Genomic DNA, 17,482 nt, shown 5'->3' with positions numbered 1-17,482 from the left:
TGCAGCGCGCGAGCGTGCGGCGCAGCGGGGAATTGCTTGACGCTGTGAGGCTGTCTCAGGACAATCCAGCCTCTATATTCCGCAGAGGATAGTTATGGAAGCCTGGATCCAACACCTGTTTACGCAATCGCTGGAGTACGCGCTGATTGCCGTGGCGCTGGTGACCTTTCTTGAGTCGCTGGCGTTTGTCGGCCTGCTGTTGCCGGGCACGGTATTGATGGCCAGCCTCGGCGCGCTGGTGGGCAGCGGACAAATCGGGCTCTATCCGGCGTGGGCCGCCGGGCTGGCCGGCTGTCTGATTGGCGACTGGGTGTCGTACGGCATCGGCTGGAAATTCCAGGGACCGCTGCACCGCTGGAAATACCTGCAAAAGTACAAAGGGCTGCTGGATAAAACCGAGCATGCGCTGCATCAGCACAGCATGTTTACCATCCTGGTGGGGCGCTTTGTCGGACCGACGCGTCCGCTGATTCCGCTGGCGGCCGGCATGCTGGAGCTGCCGGTGCGTAAATTCCTGCCGCCGAACATTATCGGCTGCATCCTGTGGCCGCCGGCCTACCTGATGCCGGGCATTCTGGCGGGCGTGGCGATTGACGTGCCGCAGGCGGCGCAGGGCGACAGCTTCAAATGGCTGCTGCTGGCGGTGGCGCTGCTGCTGTGGATCGGCGGCTGGCTGCTGTGGCGCTGGTGGCGCAGCGGCAAAAGCGTCGACTGGGCCACGCCTTATCTGCCACAGGCGCGGCTGCGCTGGCTGGCTCCGCTGATGGCGCTCATCAGCGTGGGTGCCTTCATTGCGCTGTTGTTCCACCCGATGATGCCGATTTTCCTGCAGCTGCTGTGGAAGGTGTTCTTCGCTTAACGCGGTGATACGCCAAGGATGGCGGCCGCCGGGCTTTCACCGCGCAGCAGGCTGGCGGTGCTGCCATCCCAGTACACCCGACCGTCAACAATCACCAGGCTGCGTGACGCAATCTGCTGCGCATCTTCCAGACTGTGTGACACCATCAGCAGCGTAATAGCGCGCGCCTCGCACACCGCGCGCACCAGCTGCAGCATCTCACTGCGCAGCGCCGGATCGAGTGCCGAAAACGGTTCATCCAGCAGCAGCACCGGCTGATTGCGCAGCAGGCAGCGCGCCAGCGCCACACGCTGCCGCTGGCCGCCGGAGAGCTGGCCGGGCAGACGCGCCAGCATCGATTCCAGCCCGGTTTGCGCCGCAATCTGCTGTACCTGCTGCTGCTGTTGGCGCGTCAGCTTCATACCGGGATGCAGGCCCAGCCCCAGATTTTGCTGCACCGTCAGGTGCGGAAACAGATTGTTCTCCTGAAACAGCATCGATACCGGCCGCGCGGAAGGCACGCTGCGGGTGTGGTCGACGCCATCGATCAGCAGGCTGCCCTGACTCACCGGCAGAAAGCCGCCGAGCAGGCTCAGCAGGGTACTTTTGCCCGCGCCGCTCGGGCCGAGAATGGCGAGACGTTCACCGGCCTGTGCGCTAAAGCTGAAGCGCATCGGCAGATGCTGGTAGAGATAAGTGAGGTTATTCAGTGTCAGCATGGCGACCCGGTAATTTTTCCATCAGCGTAAACAGCAGCAGGCATAACAGCAGCAGTAGCAGCGCGGTCACCGCGCCATCAGCACCGCGATAGGCGCCAATCTGCTGGAACAGATAAAACGGCAGGGTGCGGAAATCGGCGCTGCCGAACAGCGCCACCACGCCGAAATCGCCAATCGACAGCACGCAGGCAAAGGCCAGCGCCTGCGCCAGCGGACGTTTCAGCGCCCGCAGTTCAATCAGCCGCAGGCGAGTAAACCCGCTAATACCCAGCGAGGCGCACAGCTGAGCGTAGCGCGCGCTGAGATCGCGCATCGGATTTTCCAGCACTTTCATCGCGTAGGGGATGGCGATCAGCGCGTTGGTGAAGATCACCAGCGCATCGGCGCGCTGCGGCAGGCCAACGGTGGCGTTGAACAGCAGGAAAAAACCGCTCGCCAGCACAATGCCCGGCATTGCCAGAATTAGCATCCCGCTCAGTTCCATCGCCTGCGCGGCATAGCGATGCTGGCGCTGACGCAGCTCGCGGCTGCTCCACAGCAGCATCATGGTCAGCAACACGCACAGCACACCGGCCCCGAGCGCGATGCGCAGCGACGTCCACGTCGCCTGCCACAGCGCGGGCTGTTGCAGCGCGCCGGCAATGCCGCCGCGTAAACCGTCGACCAGCACCGCCGCCAGCGGTGGCAGCAGCAGCAGCAGCGCCAGCGTAATCAGCAGCGCATCTGCGACGCGTGCGTGCCAGGAGTCCTGCGGATCGCGCCAGCCGCGCACCGTCTGGCTACCGGCCGGAATCGCTTTACTGAAGCGCTGACTGAGCAGCACCAGCAGCAGACAGCAGCCAAGCTGCAATAACGCCAGCAGCGCGGCGCGGCCGGGATCGTAATCAAAGTTTAGCGCCTGATAAATCGCCAGCTCCAGCGTGGTGGCCTGTGGACCGCCGCCCAGTGCCAGCACGGTGGCAAAACTGGCGAAGCACAGCATAAAGATCAGCGCCGCCGTTGGCAGCAGCGGACGGCGCAGCCACGGCCACTCCAGCAGGCGAAACAGCGGCCAGCCGCGCAGACCGAGCTGCGCCGCCAGCTGGCGCTGCTCGCCGGGAATACTCTCCAGCGCCTGCAGCAGCATGCGCGTCGCCAGCGGCAGATTAAAGAACACGTGCGCCAGCAAAATGCCCTGCAGGCCGTAAGGTGAGAAGTGATAATCGATGCCGGCGGCGGCGCACAGCTGCGCCAGCCAGCCGCTGCGCCCGTAGACGCTGAGCAGACCGAATACGGCAACCAGCACCGGCAGCACCAGCGTCATGGCGCACAGGCGCAGCAGCAGGGTACGGCCGGTAAAACGGCGGCGATAGAGCGCGCGGGCCAGCAGAATGGCCGGCAGCACCGAGAGCAGCGCTGACAGCAGCGCCTGTTCAAAGGAGAACGCCAGCACATGGTGCAGATAGCTGTCGCTGAGCAGCGCGCGCCAGTCGGTGGCCGGCGCAGTCAGCAGCAGGGCACCGAGCGCCAGCAGCGCGACCGTACACAATAGCAGCGCGCTGAACGCGCCGGGCAGCAGCCAGCCGGGCATCAGCGGCTGACGGCGCGCTGCCACGCGCTCACCCACGCCGCGCGGTGGTCGGCCACCTCTGCAGGGGTGAATTGCAGCGCCGTAGCGGGCACCGGTAACGTCTGATAGCCGGCGGGCAAATCGCTTTTGATCACCGGATACATCCAGTTGCCGGTGGCGATCGTGTTCTGGAACGCTGGCGACACCATAAACTGCATGAACTGCTGCGCCAGCTGCGGCTGTTTGCTGCTGGCGAGCTGCGCGCCCACTTCCACCTGCAGATAATGGCCTTCGCTAAACGGCGCGGCGGCGTAGTTATCCTTTTTCTCTTCTATGATGTGGTAAGCCGGCGAGGTGGTGTAGCTCAGCACCAGATCGCTTTCGCCTTTGAGGAACAGGCCATAAGCTTCGCTCCAGCCTTTGGTCACGGTCACGGTTTTGCTGGCCAGCTTCTGCCAGGCCGCCGGTGCGCCATCGCCGTACACTTTCTGCATCCACAGCAGCAGACCGAGTCCCGGCGTGCTGGTGCGCGGATCTTCATAAATCACCCGCCATTTTTCCGGGCTCTCGACCAGCTCTTTCAGGCTGTGCGGCGGATTCTTCAGCTTATTCTTGTCGTAAACGAACGCGAAATAGCCGTAATCGAACGGGATAAAGGTGTCATTGTGCCAGCCGTCCGGCAGCTGCAGCGCGCCGGTATCCACCGTGCTTTTGCTGAACAGGCCGGTTTTTTCCGCCGCCTGAATCAGGTTATTGTCCAGCCCCAGCACCACGTCGGCCTTGCTGTTTTTGCCTTCCATGCGCAGGCGATTAAGCAGCGATACGCCATCCTCCAGCGCCACATAGTTCAGCTCACAGCCGCACCGGGCCTCAAAGGCTTTTTTCACTGCCGGACCGGGGCCCCAGTCGGCGGCGAAGGAGTCATAGGTATACACGGTGAGGACGGGTTTGGCCGCCAGAGCCGGCGCAGCGATCAGCAACAACAGGGGCAGAACTTTCTTTAACACTTTGCGTTCCTTAAGGAGAGGGTAAGGTTGTGTCGCAAAGGATCTGAGGGCGGAGCATCTCAAATCCCTACGCCGGTACGAGCCGGATCAGGTTCGACGGGTCTCTCTCAGCCAGTTAACCGGCACCCCGTTGAGAACGACATATTCTAGACATTTACATCACAACGCGAAAGGTTCACCTGCCGCTCGTGTAGTCCCATGCTGCCCTTTTTACAGCTCCGGCGGGGCAAACCAGGCGGACTTGAAGTCAAACCAGCCGAGCGTGTTCAGCCGCACGCCACGCATGCTGCGCTGGCCCTCCAGCAGCAGCCAGTGATGAAACAGCGGATGCAGATAGTCGCTGTTCACCAGCTGTTTGCTCCACTCCGCCAGCGGCAGCGCTTTCTCACGCCAGCGTGCGGCGTCGGCCTGCCAGTCCAGCGGGATACAGTGATGCATCAGCGGTAGCTCGTAGAGCTGAGCGAACAGGGCGTAGTCGAGCGGCAGGGTAAAATTGACGCTGCCCAGCCAGATGTCACTCTCGCCCGCGCCGTCGAACCAGCTTTCATAGCTCACTTCACGGGTAATCAGCTCGACGCCCTGCTGCGCCAGCAGCGGCCGCAGCGCATTGGCGATGCCCTCGTGTTCCACGTGGTGGCTGTACCAGCTGAGCGTCAGCTGGGTCACGCCGTCGGGCTTGCGGGCTGGGGTGATATCGCGCCGATGGTGCCAGCGCGGCAGCAGGCCATAAGCCGGAAACCAGTAGCGCTGATAGCCGACGCCGGCATGATTGAGCAGCGCGATGGGGTTGAGCAGATCGCTCACCCAGCGGCGGAAACCCGCATCGCGACCGCGTTCAGAGCGCTGATCGAACAGCAGAAAATAGCAGCCTTCCTCAAGACGACTCTCTTCCGATTTTTCGTCGTCGTTTTCACCTTCCAGTTTTACACCGGCGTAGACCAGCTCATCGCTGATCTCCGGCAGCACCCAGATCGAGACATCATCAATCAGCGCGCGGTAGCCGAAGTAGTCATCAAACGCGGCGATTTTCAGCTGGGTTTGCTGATTGCGCACCACGCTGTACGGACCGGTGCCAATGGGCTGACGTGCAAAGTGGCGCAGCGTCGGCCACTCACGCGGCAGAATCATGGCGCTGACGCTGGCCAGCAGCCACGGCAGCCAGCAGTCCGGCTGGCTGAGATGGATATCCAGCGTCCACGGCGCCGGCGAGTGCAGCCTGTCGATGTGTGAAAACAGCGGCTGGCTGCGCACCCGTTCCAGCGAGGCGATGACATCTTCCATCTCCAGCTCGCGACCGTGATGGAAACGGATCGCCGGCCGCAGGAAGAAGCGCCAGTGCAGCGGAGACGTCTGCTGCCAGTGATGGGCGATATCGGCGGCGATTTCCCCCTTTTCCTCATTTATACGCGTCAGGTCGCTGAAAATCTGTCGCGCCAGATGGGTTTCCGAACGGCGCAGCGGCGAGCCGGGCAGCAGGTTAGGCAGCGGGCGATAGTAGAGCACGCGCAGAATATGCTTACCCTGGCGAAAGCTACGGCCAAGGTGCGCGGCAATCATCTGCCGCACCTGGTTTTTATCGCCCACCAGCTGCACCAGCTGGTCGATGCGATCCTGCTCCAGCAGATCTTCGGCGCGCTGCTGCTGGAGCGCCAGTCCGGTGTAGCAGAAGCTCAGCAGTGAACGTTTACCGCGGCCGGCTTCTGCCTGCCAGATCAGCCAGCCCGCCGCCTGCATGGCGTTCAGCAGGTTGCGCATGTGGCGGCGCGAACAGTGCAGCAGTTCGGCCAGCTCGCTCAGCGTGGTTTCCTGATCCTGGCCCTGACAGTGTTGCCACAGGCGGATGAATTGCTGTTGCAGACGCGCAGAGGACATAAAAGGGGAACTCCTTCTCGACTTCGCTCAGTTTTTCCTGCCCCATATTAGAGGCATACTGGCGGGCAATGGAAGAGCGGGAGGCATTCAGCAATGAATGGCGCTCTGCCAGCGGTTCCGCCGACGTGGAACCTTTTCTGAGTAGGGTGCAATTTCACCGCCAGCGGAGTTTTTCTCTGCTGGCTTTTTTCGTTTTGCTGTGGAATCTTCTACGCTGTTTTTTCCCGGTCTTTTTCTTCAAAGGGATTTCTGCATGAAATCGCTGTTACCGCGGCCGCGCCGCCTGAATCCGGTTTATCTCTCCTTTATGGCGGTGTCGTTTATGGTCGGCGTGGCGGGTGCGCTGCAGGCGCCGACGCTCAGCCTGTTTCTGACGCGCGAGGTGCAGGTACGGCCGTTCTGGGTCGGCCTGTTCTTCACCATCAATGCCGTCGCCGGGATCGTGATCAGCCTGCTGATGGCGAAGCGTTCGGATAACCGCGGCGATCGCCGTCATCTGATCCTGTTTTGCTGCCTGATGGCGGTGGCCAATGCGCTGCTGTTTGCTTTTAACCGTCACTATCTGACGCTGATCACCTTCGGCGTGCTGCTGTCGGCGCTGGCCAGCGTGGCGATTCCGCAGATCTTCGCGCTGGCGCGGGAATATGCCGATCAGTCGGCGCGTGAAGTAGTGATGTTCAGTTCGGTGATGCGCGCGCAGCTGTCGCTGGCGTGGGTGATCGGACCGCCGCTGTCCTTCGCGCTGGCGCTCAACTACGGCTTCGTCACGCTGTTTTGCGTGGCGGCGGTGATTTTTCTGCTGAGTATGCTGCTGATCTGGCGCACGCTGCCCTCGGTGCCGCGCATCGCCGCCACGCCGGAGCAGGTGCTGATGCAGCTCAGTCCGTGGAAAGACAGCCAGGTGCGGCTGCTGTTTATCGCCTCGGTGGTGATGTGGGCGTGCAATACCATGTATATCATTGATATGCCGCTGTACATCAGCGCAACCCTTGGCCTGCCGGAGAAGCTGGCGGGGCTGTTGATGGGCACCGCCGCCGGGCTGGAGATCCCGATCATGCTGCTGGCCGGTCATTACGCGAAGCGTTACGGCAAGCGCAAGCTGATGCTGCTGGCACTGGTAGCGGCGATTGTGTTTTATCTCGGGCTGGTGCTGTTCCATTCCCGCACCGCGCTGATGGTGCTGCAGCTGTTTAACGCCGCGTTTATCGGCATCATTGCCGGCATCGGCATGCTGTGGTTTCAGGATTTGATGCCGGGCCGTGCCGGTGCAGCGACCACCATGTTCACCACCTCGATCTCAACCGGGCTGATTATTGCCGGCCTGATTCAGGGGATACTGAGTGAGCGCTTTGGTCATGAGTCGGTGTACTGGCTGGCGCTGGTGATGGCGGTGGTGGCGCTGCTGCTGGCGGCGCGGGTGCGCGATGCGCAGTGAGGGCGGTGTGGCGGTTGAAGGTTGAAGGTCGCCATAGATGGCGACCAGATTACTCACGCGTTTGCTGCAGGGTGCGCATCGCTGCGCACCGGGTAAACCTTAACGCAGAAACGCGGGCTGGCGGGATTCGTAGCTGGCGATAGATGCTTCGTGCTGCAGCGTCAGGCCAATGCTGTCGAGGCCGTTGATCATGCAGTGACGGCGGAAGCTGTCGATTTCAAAGCTATAAACCTTGTCGCCGGCGGTGACGGTCTGCGCTTCGAGATCGACGGTGAAGCGGATGCCCGGCTGCGCGGCCACCAGCTTAAACATCTCATCGACCTGCTCTTCGCTTAGCTTCACCGGCAGCAGCTGGTTGTTGAAGCTGTTACCGTAAAAGATATCGGCGAAACTCGGCGCAATCACCACGTGAAAACCGAAGTCGGTCAGCGCCCACGGTGCGTGTTCACGCGAGGAGCCGCAGCCAAAGTTCTCGCGCGCCAGCAGGATGCTGGTGCCTTTGAACTCCGGTTTATTCAGCACAAAGCTGGCAGTCGGCTGCGTGCCGGCATCGTCATCAAAACGCCAGTCGTGGAACAGGTGCGCGCCAAAGCCGGTGCGCGTCACTTTCTGCAAAAACTGCTTCGGGATGATGGCATCGGTGTCGACGTTAGCGGCATCCAGTGGAGCCACGATCCCGGTGTGTTGGGTAAATTTGTTCGCCATGGCTTAAGCTCCCTGAGTCAGTTGACGAATGTCGGCAAAACGACCGGTTACCGCTGCTGCGGCAGCCATCGCCGGGCTCACCAGATGGGTGCGACCGCCGCGCCCCTGACGACCTTCAAAGTTACGGTTACTGGTTGAGGCACAGCGCTCGCCCGGATTCAGACGGTCGTTGTTCATCGCCAGGCACATTGAACAGCCCGGCAGACGCCACTCAAAACCGGCTTCGAGGAAGATTTTGTCCAGGCCTTCGGCTTCAGCCTGCGCTTTCACCGGACCGGAACCCGGAACCACCATTGCAACTACGCCCGGCGCCACTTTGCGGCCTTTGGCGATCGCGGCGGCCGCGCGCAAATCTTCAATACGTGAGTTGGTGCAGGAGCCGATAAACACTTTATCGATCGCCACATCGGTCAGTTTGATGCCCGGCTGCAGATCCATATAGGCCAGCGCTTTCTCGGCGGAAGCGCGCTCAACCGGATCGGCAAACGAGGCCGGATTCGGGATGGCCTGATCCACGGCCATCACCTGGCCCGGATTGGTGCCCCAGGTGACCTGCGGCGCGATATCGGCAGCATTCAGCGTTACAACGGCGTCAAACTGCGCGTCGCTGTCAGACTTCAGGGTGCGCCAGTAAGCGACCGCCTGTTCCCACTGCTCACCCTTCGGCGCAAACTGCTTGTCTTTCAGATAGGCAAACGTGATGTCATCTGGTGCCACCAGGCCCGCTTTGGCGCCCATCTCGATCGCCATGTTGCACAGCGTCATGCGGCCTTCCATGCTCAGCGCTTCAATCGCCGGGCCACAGAATTCAACCACGTGACCGGTGCCGCCGGCGCTGCCGGTTTTACCGATGATCGCCAGCACGATGTCTTTGGCGGTGATGCCCGGCGCAGCCTCGCCCAGCACTTCAATCTTCATGGTTTTTGCCCGGCCCTGTTTCAGGGTCTGGGTGGCGAACACGTGTTCCACTTCGGAGGTGCCGATACCGAACGCCAGGGAACCGAAGGCGCCGTGTGTGGCGGTGTGCGAGTCGCCGCAAACGATAGTCATGCCCGGCAGCGTCATGCCCTGCTCAGGACCGATAACGTGCACAATGCCCTGGAACGGGTGGTTCAGGTCATACAGCTGAATGCCGAACTCAGCACAGTTCTTCATCAGCTCCTGCATCTGGATACGCGCCATTTCACCCGAGGCGTTGATGTCTTTGGTCTGGGTGGAAACGTTGTGGTCCATGGTGGCAAAGGTCTTCGACGGCTGGCGCACTTTGCGGCCGTGCGCACGCAGACCGTCAAACGCCTGCGGCGAGGTGACTTCGTGAATCAGGTGACGATCGATATACAGTAACGGCGTTTCGTCTGGCGCTTCGTGAACGACATGTGCATCAAATAACTTCTGGTATAAGCTTTTCATTTTGTTATTTTTCCTCGCTGATGTAACCGGCAATGATGCTGCCCATTTCATCGGTGCTCACGGCAGGGCCGTCACCGGCCAAATCACGGGTGCGATGGCCCGCTTCCAGCGCACGGCTTACCGCGCGCTCAATGCTATCCGCAGCGGCGTCAGCGTTCAGGCTGAAACGCAGCAGCATCGCCAGCGACAGAATCTGCGCAATCGGGTTGGCGATGTTCTGGCCGGCGATATCCGGCGCAGAACCGCCTGCCGGTTCGAACAGGCCGAAGCCGTCTTCATTCAGGCTGGCCGAAGGCAGCATGCCCATCGAGCCGGTAATCATCGCGCACTCGTCCGACAGAATGTCGCCGAACAGATTCGAGCAGAGTAAAACGTCAAACTGCGACGGATCCTTAATCAGCTGCATGGTGGCGTTGTCGATGTACATATGGCTCAGCTGCACATCCGGATAATCTTTTGCCACTTCGTTAACGATTTCACGCCACATCACTGACGTCGCCAGCACGTTAGCTTTATCTACCGAGGTCACTTTGTTGCGACGCTTGCGCGCGGCTTCAAAGGCGTTGCGGGCAATACGCTCGATTTCGAAATGGTGATAGACCTCGGTATCAAAAGCGCGTTCATGCGCGCCGCTGCCTTCGCGGCCTTTCGGCTGACCGAAATAGATACCGCCGGTCAGCTCACGCACGCACAGGATATCGAAACCGCGGGCGGCGATGTCGCTGCGCAGCGGGCAAAACGCTTCCAGACCTTTATACAGCGCCGCCGGACGCAGGTTGCTGAACAGCTTGAAGTGTTTACGCAGCGGCAGCAGCGCACCGCGCTCGGGCTGGCCAGCTGGCGGCAGGTGTTCCCACTTTGGACCGCCGACCGAGCCGAACAGAATGGCATCGGCCTGCTCAGCACCGGCCACGGTGGCGGCCGGTAAAGGTTCACCGTGACGATCGATGGCGATACCGCCGACATCATATTCGCTGGTGGTGATGCGCATATCGAAGCGCGCGCGAATCGCGTCGAGAACTTTCATGGCCTGCGCCATCACTTCCGGACCGATTCCGTCGCCTGGCATTACCGCAATATGATAAGACTGAGTCATAGTTACACCGTTTCCTTCTGATCTTTAAATTTACGCTGCAATTCTTTTTCGACCTGCTTGGCCCGCCAGATGTTGTTCAGGGCATTCACCATCGCTTTCGCTGAGGATTCGACGATATCGGTCGCCAGGCCTACGCCGTGGAATTTGCGTCCGTTGTAGTTGACGACGATATCGACCTGACCCAGCGCGTTTTCGCCGTGGCCTTTCGCGGTCAGCTTGTAGTTCACCAGCTCAGCATCGAAGCCGGTGATCCGGTTGATGGCCTGGTAGACGGCATCGACCGGACCGTTGCCGGTGGCGGCGTCGGCTTTGGCTTCATCGCCGCAGCCCAGCTGCACCGATGCCGTCGCAGTGACGCTGGAGCCGGTCTGCACGTTGAATTCGTTCAGCTGGAAGTACTCCGGCTCTTCATTCTGCTTATTAATGAAGGCCAGTGCTTCCAGGTCATAATCGAACACCTGGCCTTTTTTATCCGCCAGCTTCAGGAAAGCGTCATACAGCGTATCCAGGTTGTAATCGGACTCTTTGTAACCCATCTCTTCCATGCGGTGCTTCACGGCGGCACGGCCGGAGCGGGAGGTCAGGTTCAGCTGAATTTTATGCAGGCCAATCGACTCTGGCGTCAGGATTTCGTAGTTTTCGCGGTTCTTCAGCACGCCATCCTGATGAATGCCGGAAGAGTGGGCGAAGGCGTTAGAACCGACCACCGCTTTGTTGGCCGGAATCGGCATGTTGCAGATCTGGCTGACAATCTGGCTGGTGCGGTAGATTTCCTGATGGTTGATGTTGGTGTGCACGTTCATGATCTGCTGGCGGGTTTTGATCGCCATGATCACCTCTTCCAGCGCACAGTTACCGGCGCGCTCGCCCAGGCCGTTCAGCGTACCTTCGACCTGACGCGCACCGGCCAGCACTGCCGCAATGGCGTTACCGGTCGCCATGCCCAGATCGTCATGGGTGTGAACGGACAGAATGGCTTTGTCGATGTTTGGCACGCGCTGCACCAGCTGACCGATAATGTTGGCGTATTCGCCCGGCAGCGTGTAGCCCACGGTGTCCGGAATATTGATGGTGGTGGCACCGGCGTTGATCGCGGCCTCTACCATGCGGCACAGATCGTCAATCGGCGTGCGGCCACCGTCTTCGCAGGAGAACTCAACGTCGTCGGTATAGTTGCGCGCCCGCTTAATCATGTGCACCGCGCGCTCAATCACTTCCGGCAGCGTGCTGCGCAGCTTCGTGGCGATATGCATCGGCGAAGTGGCGATAAAGGTATGAATACGGAACGCGTCGGCCACGCGCAGCGATTCGTACGCCGCGTCGATGTCTTTCTCGACACAGCGCGCCAGACCACACACGCGGCTGTTTTTGATGGTCCGGGCAATGGTCTGCACCGATTCGAAATCGCCTGGCGAAGAGACCGGAAAACCGACTTCCATTACATCCACGCCCATCCGTTCCAGCGCCAGGGCGATCTGCAGTTTTTCTTTAACACTCAGGCTGGCCTGTAATGCCTGTTCGCCGTCGCGCAGAGTGGTATCGAAAATTATTACTTGCTGGCTCATGGTCATCTTCCTTTTGCATTGACTTCGCCGGTGCTACGAGCATAAAAAAACCCGCGCAGTGGCGCGGGTTTTTTAACTTTCAGCAGGTTCGAATCAGTTGTTGATTTCGCCCACGAGTCTACCGCGCAAACTGGATGCGTTAAGTAGTAGACCGAGTAGACGAAAAGAACGTGACATGAATCAAACCTCGTAAAATGAGTGCTGCACATATTGGTACTGGATTCGCCTGGCGATGTCAACCCTAAGTGAAAGGGTATTTCTGGCTCCATGAAAGGGTGATCTGCTGGGATTATCTGCCATCGCAGAGCATTGCCATTAATTAACTGCGTCATTAATAGCTTAAGCCACTTAAAAAATCTTTTAAAAAAGACAGGTAATTTTAAGTTGCTGAATTTTATGTTTTAAGTGGCTTCGGAACGCAATCGAAAAAAACAAGACAACGCGCATTGCTTAGCAGAATGTCATGTGGGAATGGGATTTCAGAGTTAATCACGCCGGAAACGCGATGAAGGAAAAAATTGTGGCCTGAGCGCCCGGGCAATATGAAAATCATATTTCTTACAACACGCTGTAAATAATCTGCAAACCAGCATTTTCCTCTGTGCTTATGCCGTCGTATTAGTTTAATCCTCCCGGGCGATAATCACGCGTCAGTGCCTTTTTTGCCACAGACAGCGCCGCGCCGCCTTATGACGTTTGCAGGCCGGGTTTTCTGCGGTTATGGTAATCGACCTACTCTCAAAAGAATCCACGCAGGTAGATTCCCTGTACCTGGAAGACGGAATGCATAGCGTCTTCTGAGCATAAACATAAGGTTTTGATCTTAATTGGCAATAAAGGGACAGATGCGAGCGGCACGCAGGATAGCGTTTGCCGGGGCAGCTGGCTCTCAAGCCTGGAGGCAGAAAATGGAGATGTTGTCAGGAGCCGAAATGGTCGTCCGTTCGTTAATCGATCAGGGCGTTAAGCAGGTATTCGGTTATCCGGGCGGTGCGGTGCTCGATATTTATGATGCGCTGCAAACGGTCGGTGGTATTGACCACGTGCTGGTGCGCCACGAGCAGGGCGCTGTACATATGGCGGATGGCCTGGCGCGCGCGACCGGCGAAGTCGGCGTGGTGCTGGTCACCTCGGGTCCTGGCGCCACCAACGCCATCACCGGCATTGCAACCGCCTATATGGATTCCATTCCGCTGGTGATCCTCTCCGGTCAGGTGCCGTCCTCGCTGATTGGCTATGACGCCTTCCAGGAGTGCGACATGGTGGGTATCTCGCGTCCGGTGGTGAAGCACAGCTTCCTGGTGAAAAGCACCGAAGAGATCCCGACGGTGCTGAAAAAAGCCTTCTGGCTGGCGGCCAGCGGTCGTCCGGGGCCGGTGGTGATCGATCTGCCGAAAGATATTCTGAATCCGGCCAACAAGCTGCCGTACGTGTGGCCGGAAACCGTCAGCATGCGCTCTTACAATCCGACGCTGCAGGGCCATAAAGGCCAGATCAAGCGCGCGCTGCAGACGCTGCTGGCCGCGCACAAGCCGGTGATTTACGTCGGCGGCGGGGCCATTACTTCAGGCTGTGAGGCGGAACTGCTGCAGCTGGCAGAGCAGCTGAATATTCCGGTCACCACCTCGCTGATGGGGCTCGGCGCGTTCCCGGGCACGCATCGTCAGTGTGTGGGCATGCTCGGTATGCACGGCACCTATGAAGCCAACATGACCATGCACAACGCCGATCTGATCTTTGGTATCGGCGTGCGCTTCGACGATCGCACCACCAACAATCTGGCGAAGTATTGCCCGAATGCCACCGTGATGCACATTGACGTCGATCCAACCTCGATCTCCAAAACCGTCAGCGCCGATATTCCGATTGTCGGCGATGCCAGACAGACGCTGACGCAGATGCTGGAGCTGCTGGCGCAGAGCGAAGCGAAGCAGGAGCTCGACAGCCTGCGTGACTGGTGGCAGAGCATTGAAGGCTGGCGCAGCCGCAAGTGCCTGGAATTTGACCGCAGCAGCGACAAAATCAAACCGCAGGCGGTGATTGAAACCATTTGTCGTCTGACGCACGGCGAGGCCTACGTGACCTCGGACGTCGGCCAGCACCAGATGTTCGCCGCGCTGTACTACCAGTTCGATAAACCGCGTCGCTGGATCAACTCCGGCGGCCTCGGCACCATGGGCTTTGGCCTGCCGGCGGCGCTCGGCGTGAAGATGGCGCTGCCGCAGGAAACCGTGATTTGCGTGACCGGCGACGGCAGTATCCAGATGAACATTCAGGAGCTGTCGACCGCGCTGCAGTACGACCTGCCGGTGCTGGTGCTGAACCTGAACAACCGCTTCCTCGGCATGGTGAAACAGTGGCAGGACATGATTTACTCCGGCCGCCATTCGCAATCCTATATGGAATCGCTGCCGGACTTCGTGCGCCTGGCGGAAGCCTATGGCCACGTCGGTATCGCCATTCAGCATCCGGCTGAGCTGGAAGAGAAGTTGCAGCTGGCGCTCGATACGCTGGCCAAAGGGCGTCTGGTGTTTGTGGATGTCACGGTGGACGGCAGTGAGCACGTCTACCCGATGCAGATTCGCGGTGGCGCGATGGACGAGATGTGGTTGAGCAAAACGGAGAGGACTTAATTATGCGTCGTATTTTATCAGTTCTGCTGGAGAACGAATCCGGCGCATTGTCGCGCGTGGTGGGGCTGTTTTCTCAGCGCGGCTACAACATTGAGAGCCTGACCGTGGCACCGACCGACGATCCGACGCTGTCGCGCATGACCATTCAGACCGTGGGCGACCAGAAAGTGCTGGAGCAGATCGAAAAGCAGCTGCACAAGCTGGTGGACGTGTTGCGCGTCAGCGAACTGGGGCAGGGTGCTTACGTCGAGCGTGAAATCATGCTGGTGAAGATTCAGGCCAGCGGTTACGGGCGCGAAGAGGTGAAACGCAGCGCGGAAATCTTCCGTGGACAGATTATCGATGTGACGCCAACGCTGTACACGGTTCAGCTGGCCGGCACCAGCGATAAACTCGACGCGTTCCTCAACACCGTGCGCGAAGTAGCGGAAATCGTTGAAGTGGCGCGTTCCGGCATCGTGGGTGTATCACGTGGCGATCGCGTAATGCGTTAATACCGCAAAGTTATCATCTGTGTTCGAGCTAACCCGGTGGAATGCCGGGTTTTTTTATTTTATGCGCTTCGGCCGCTTGCGCATGAAAACCGGTTGCTCAGCGTAGTGTTCTGCGGTTAGATGTTACAAATGTTTTACCCTTAGCTACTCTGCGGACATTTTCGCCAGCCCTGGCTTATCAGAATTAAGGTGTCATCGTGAAACTGGATGAAATTGCGCGCCTGGCGGGCGTGTCGCGCACCACGGCGAGCTATGTCATCAATGGCAAAGCGCGGCAGTATCGTGTCAGCGACAAAACCGTTGAGAAAGTCATGGCGGTGGTGCGTGAGTATAACTATCACCCCAACGCGGTGGCTGCAGGCCTGCGCGCCGGACGCACCCGTTCGATTGGTCTGGTGATCCCCGATCTGGAAAACACCAGTTACACGCGCATCGCCAACTACCTTGAGCGTCAGGCGCGTCAGCGCGGCTATCAGCTGCTGATCGCCTGTTCCGAAGACCAGCCGGATAACGAAATGCGCTGCATTGAGCATCTGCTGCAGCGTCAGGTGGATGCGATCATCGTCTCGACTTCGCTGCCGCCAGAGCACCCGTTCTATCAGCGCTGGGTCAACGATCCGCTGCCGATTATTGCGCTCGACCGCGCGCTGGATCGTGAACACTTCACCAGCGTGGTCGGGGCCGATCAGGATGACGCGCAGGCGCTGGCGGCTGAATTGCGTCAGCTGCCGGTGAAAAATGTGCTGTTCCTCGGTGCGCTGCCGGAGCTGTCGGTGAGCTTCCTGCGTGAAATGGGCTTCCGCGAGGCGTGGCAGGGCGATGAGCGCCCGATCGATTTCATCTATTGCAACAGCTTTGACCGCGCCGCTGCGGCGACGCTGTTTGAAAATTATCTCGAGGATCACGCGATGCCCGAAGCGCTGTTTACCACCTCGTTTGGCCTGCTGCAGGGGGTGATGGACGTAACTCTGAAGCGTGACGGCCGGCTGCCCACCGACCTGGCCATCGCCACCTTTGGCGACCACGAATTATTAGACTTTCTGGAGTGCCCGGTGCTGGCGGTAGGACAGCGTCACCGCGATGTCGCCGAGCGCGTACTGGAGCTGGTGCTGGCATCTCTTGATGAACCTCGTAAACCGAAGCCAGGTTTAACCCGCATACGTCGTAATTTATTCCGCCGCGGACAATTAAGTCGTCGCGCTAAATGAAGTGGCGGGCGAGACGTCGCCCGCGTTAATTTCTGCCAGCACTATTTAGCGTTGCGCGTATTGGGGTAAAAAAGCGTAAATTATCAGCGGTCGGGCTAACGAATTATCAGCGCTGAATTTTCTTATTTGTTTACATCTTCAGCAATCGTCCATAGCAGAGCGGGCGCGATGGTGCTGGGCTTCCTTTCAGAAATCCCCTAAAATGCCGCCGCCGTCGCAGATTGGGGCAGAATAATCGCAGCGGTAAAATTGCGCTAATTTTCACCGATAAATCCGACGCAAATTTTTTTTATACTGTTATTCATCGGGTTAATTTTAAATTGCCCCTTCATTCTCCTCTTATTCTTCTCTCCGGTTAATTTCATTCGGTGTAAAGAGTGATATTCACTTGCCGTTGCGGCTTGACAAGGATTTCATCGGCTCCGTAAACTCGTTTCGTGGTAAAAAGTGGGATAAAGTGGTGAAAACGGGTAACTGAGGGGTAGGGCTGGCATGTTCCGTGGAGCAACGTTAGTCAATCTCGACAGCAAAGGGCGCCTGGCGGTGCCAACGCGATACCGCGAATTGCTGCTCGCAGAGTCTCAGGGTCAGATGGTTTGTACCATTGACCTCCATCAGCCCTGCCTGCTGCTTTATACCCTGCCCGAATGGGAAGTTATTGAGAAAAAACTGGCCCGGTTATCCAGTATGAATCCGAATGAGCGTCGCGTGCAGCGTCTGCTGTTAGGACATGCCAGCGAGTGCCAGATGGATAATGCAGGCCGTTTATTGCTGGCGAATACGCTGCGCCAGCATGCGAGCCTGACCAAAGAAGTGATGCTGGTTGGACAGTTCAACAAGTTTGAGCTGTGGGATGAACAGACCTGGTATCAACAAGTTAAGGACGATATTGACGCAGAACAGTCAGCTCAGGAGCCTTTATCTGAGCGGTTGCAGGACTTGTCGCTATAG

15 protein-coding genes and 1 riboswitch are annotated in these 17,482 nt (G+C 59.0%); of the genes, 6 read left to right on the top strand and 9 right to left on the bottom strand.

Going from position 1 to position 17,482, the window contains the following annotated elements:
* Nucleotides 1-94: 94 nt before the first annotated feature.
* Nucleotides 95-859 carry a DedA family protein gene (locus tag MXF20_RS07825; protein WP_325968639.1) on the top strand — a complete coding sequence of 255 codons (765 nt, stop codon included), beginning with the start codon at nucleotides 95-97 and terminating at the stop codon, nucleotides 857-859.
* On the opposite strand, the gene thiQ is transcribed toward MXF20_RS07825, so the two are convergent.
* The 4 genes from thiQ to sgrR all read right to left on the bottom strand — a co-directional run bounded on the left by thiQ (nucleotide 856) and on the right by sgrR (nucleotide 5,985).
* Nucleotides 856-1,557 carry a thiamine ABC transporter ATP-binding protein ThiQ gene (thiQ, locus tag MXF20_RS07820; protein ID WP_325968638.1) on the bottom strand — a complete coding sequence of 234 codons (702 nt, stop codon included), beginning with the start codon at nucleotides 1,555-1,557 and terminating at the stop codon, nucleotides 856-858. The genes MXF20_RS07825 and thiQ overlap by 4 nt on opposite strands.
* The gene (thiP, locus tag MXF20_RS07815; RefSeq protein ID WP_325968637.1) at nucleotides 1,541-3,151 is read right to left on the bottom strand and encodes a thiamine/thiamine pyrophosphate ABC transporter permease ThiP; all 1,611 of its coding nucleotides are present in this window, start codon (nucleotides 3,149-3,151) and stop codon (nucleotides 1,541-1,543) included. Before thiP ends, thiQ begins: the two co-directional genes overlap by 17 nt.
* A complete protein-coding gene (gene thiB, locus MXF20_RS07810; protein ID WP_325968635.1) occupies nucleotides 3,127-4,113 on the bottom strand; it encodes a thiamine ABC transporter substrate binding subunit in 987 nt (328 codons plus the stop codon). The genes thiP and thiB overlap by 25 nt, the downstream gene beginning before the upstream one ends.
* A gap of 46 nt (nucleotides 4,114-4,159) precedes the next feature.
* Nucleotides 4,160-4,253, bottom strand: a riboswitch (TPP riboswitch).
* A 70-nt stretch (nucleotides 4,254-4,323) separates the two neighbouring features.
* Nucleotides 4,324-5,985 (bottom strand): HTH-type transcriptional regulator SgrR, encoded by a 1,662-nt coding sequence (sgrR, locus tag MXF20_RS07805; protein WP_325968634.1) that lies wholly within the window; start codon nucleotides 5,983-5,985, stop codon nucleotides 4,324-4,326.
* 253 nt (nucleotides 5,986-6,238) lie between these two features.
* On the opposite strand from sgrR, the gene MXF20_RS07800 reads away from it, so the two are divergent.
* Complete coding sequence (locus tag MXF20_RS07800; RefSeq protein WP_325968633.1) at nucleotides 6,239-7,420, top strand: MFS transporter; 1,182 nt, start codon at nucleotides 6,239-6,241, stop codon at nucleotides 7,418-7,420.
* Between the two features lie 99 nt (nucleotides 7,421-7,519).
* Here the strand turns inward: MXF20_RS07800 and leuD are convergent, their stop codons facing one another.
* The 5 genes from leuD to leuL all read right to left on the bottom strand — a co-directional run bounded on the left by leuD (nucleotide 7,520) and on the right by leuL (nucleotide 12,373).
* Nucleotides 7,520-8,125, bottom strand: coding sequence for a 3-isopropylmalate dehydratase small subunit (gene leuD / locus MXF20_RS07795; protein ID WP_325968632.1), 606 nt, complete (start codon nucleotides 8,123-8,125; stop codon nucleotides 7,520-7,522).
* 3 nt (nucleotides 8,126-8,128) lie between these two features.
* Nucleotides 8,129-9,535 (bottom strand): 3-isopropylmalate dehydratase large subunit, encoded by a 1,407-nt coding sequence (leuC, locus tag MXF20_RS07790; protein WP_325968630.1) that lies wholly within the window; start codon nucleotides 9,533-9,535, stop codon nucleotides 8,129-8,131.
* Nucleotides 9,536-9,539: 4 nt separating this feature from the next.
* A complete protein-coding gene (leuB, locus tag MXF20_RS07785; RefSeq protein WP_325968629.1) occupies nucleotides 9,540-10,631 on the bottom strand; it encodes a 3-isopropylmalate dehydrogenase in 1,092 nt (363 codons plus the stop codon).
* A 2-nt stretch (nucleotides 10,632-10,633) separates the two neighbouring features.
* The gene (leuA, locus tag MXF20_RS07780) at nucleotides 10,634-12,196 is read right to left on the bottom strand and encodes a 2-isopropylmalate synthase (RefSeq protein WP_325968628.1); all 1,563 of its coding nucleotides are present in this window, start codon (nucleotides 12,194-12,196) and stop codon (nucleotides 10,634-10,636) included.
* A gap of 93 nt (nucleotides 12,197-12,289) precedes the next feature.
* Nucleotides 12,290-12,373: a leu operon leader peptide gene (gene leuL, locus MXF20_RS23415; protein ID WP_125308910.1), complete on the bottom strand. Its 84-nt coding sequence runs from the start codon at nucleotides 12,371-12,373 to the stop codon at nucleotides 12,290-12,292.
* 731 nt (nucleotides 12,374-13,104) lie between these two features.
* Between leuL and ilvI the strand changes: the two genes are divergently transcribed.
* The 4 genes from ilvI (at nucleotide 13,105) to mraZ (ending at nucleotide 17,482) form a co-directional block, all read left to right on the top strand.
* Nucleotides 13,105-14,829 (top strand): acetolactate synthase 3 large subunit, encoded by a 1,725-nt coding sequence (ilvI, locus tag MXF20_RS07775; protein WP_104188108.1) that lies wholly within the window; start codon nucleotides 13,105-13,107, stop codon nucleotides 14,827-14,829.
* Nucleotides 14,830-14,831: 2 nt separating this feature from the next.
* Complete coding sequence (ilvN, locus tag MXF20_RS07770) at nucleotides 14,832-15,323, top strand: acetolactate synthase small subunit (protein ID WP_010615603.1); 492 nt, start codon at nucleotides 14,832-14,834, stop codon at nucleotides 15,321-15,323.
* Nucleotides 15,324-15,520: 197 nt separating this feature from the next.
* A complete protein-coding gene (gene cra / locus MXF20_RS07765; protein ID WP_325968626.1) occupies nucleotides 15,521-16,531 on the top strand; it encodes a catabolite repressor/activator in 1,011 nt (336 codons plus the stop codon).
* A gap of 492 nt (nucleotides 16,532-17,023) precedes the next feature.
* A complete protein-coding gene (gene mraZ / locus MXF20_RS07760) occupies nucleotides 17,024-17,482 on the top strand; it encodes a division/cell wall cluster transcriptional repressor MraZ (protein WP_325968625.1) in 459 nt (152 codons plus the stop codon).

The sequence above is a fragment of the Pantoea dispersa genome, from assembly GCF_035783935.1.
GTDB classification, from domain to species: domain Bacteria; phylum Pseudomonadota; class Gammaproteobacteria; order Enterobacterales; family Enterobacteriaceae; genus Pantoea; species Pantoea dispersa_C.
This window is presented reverse-complemented; position numbering and strand designations above follow the sequence as displayed.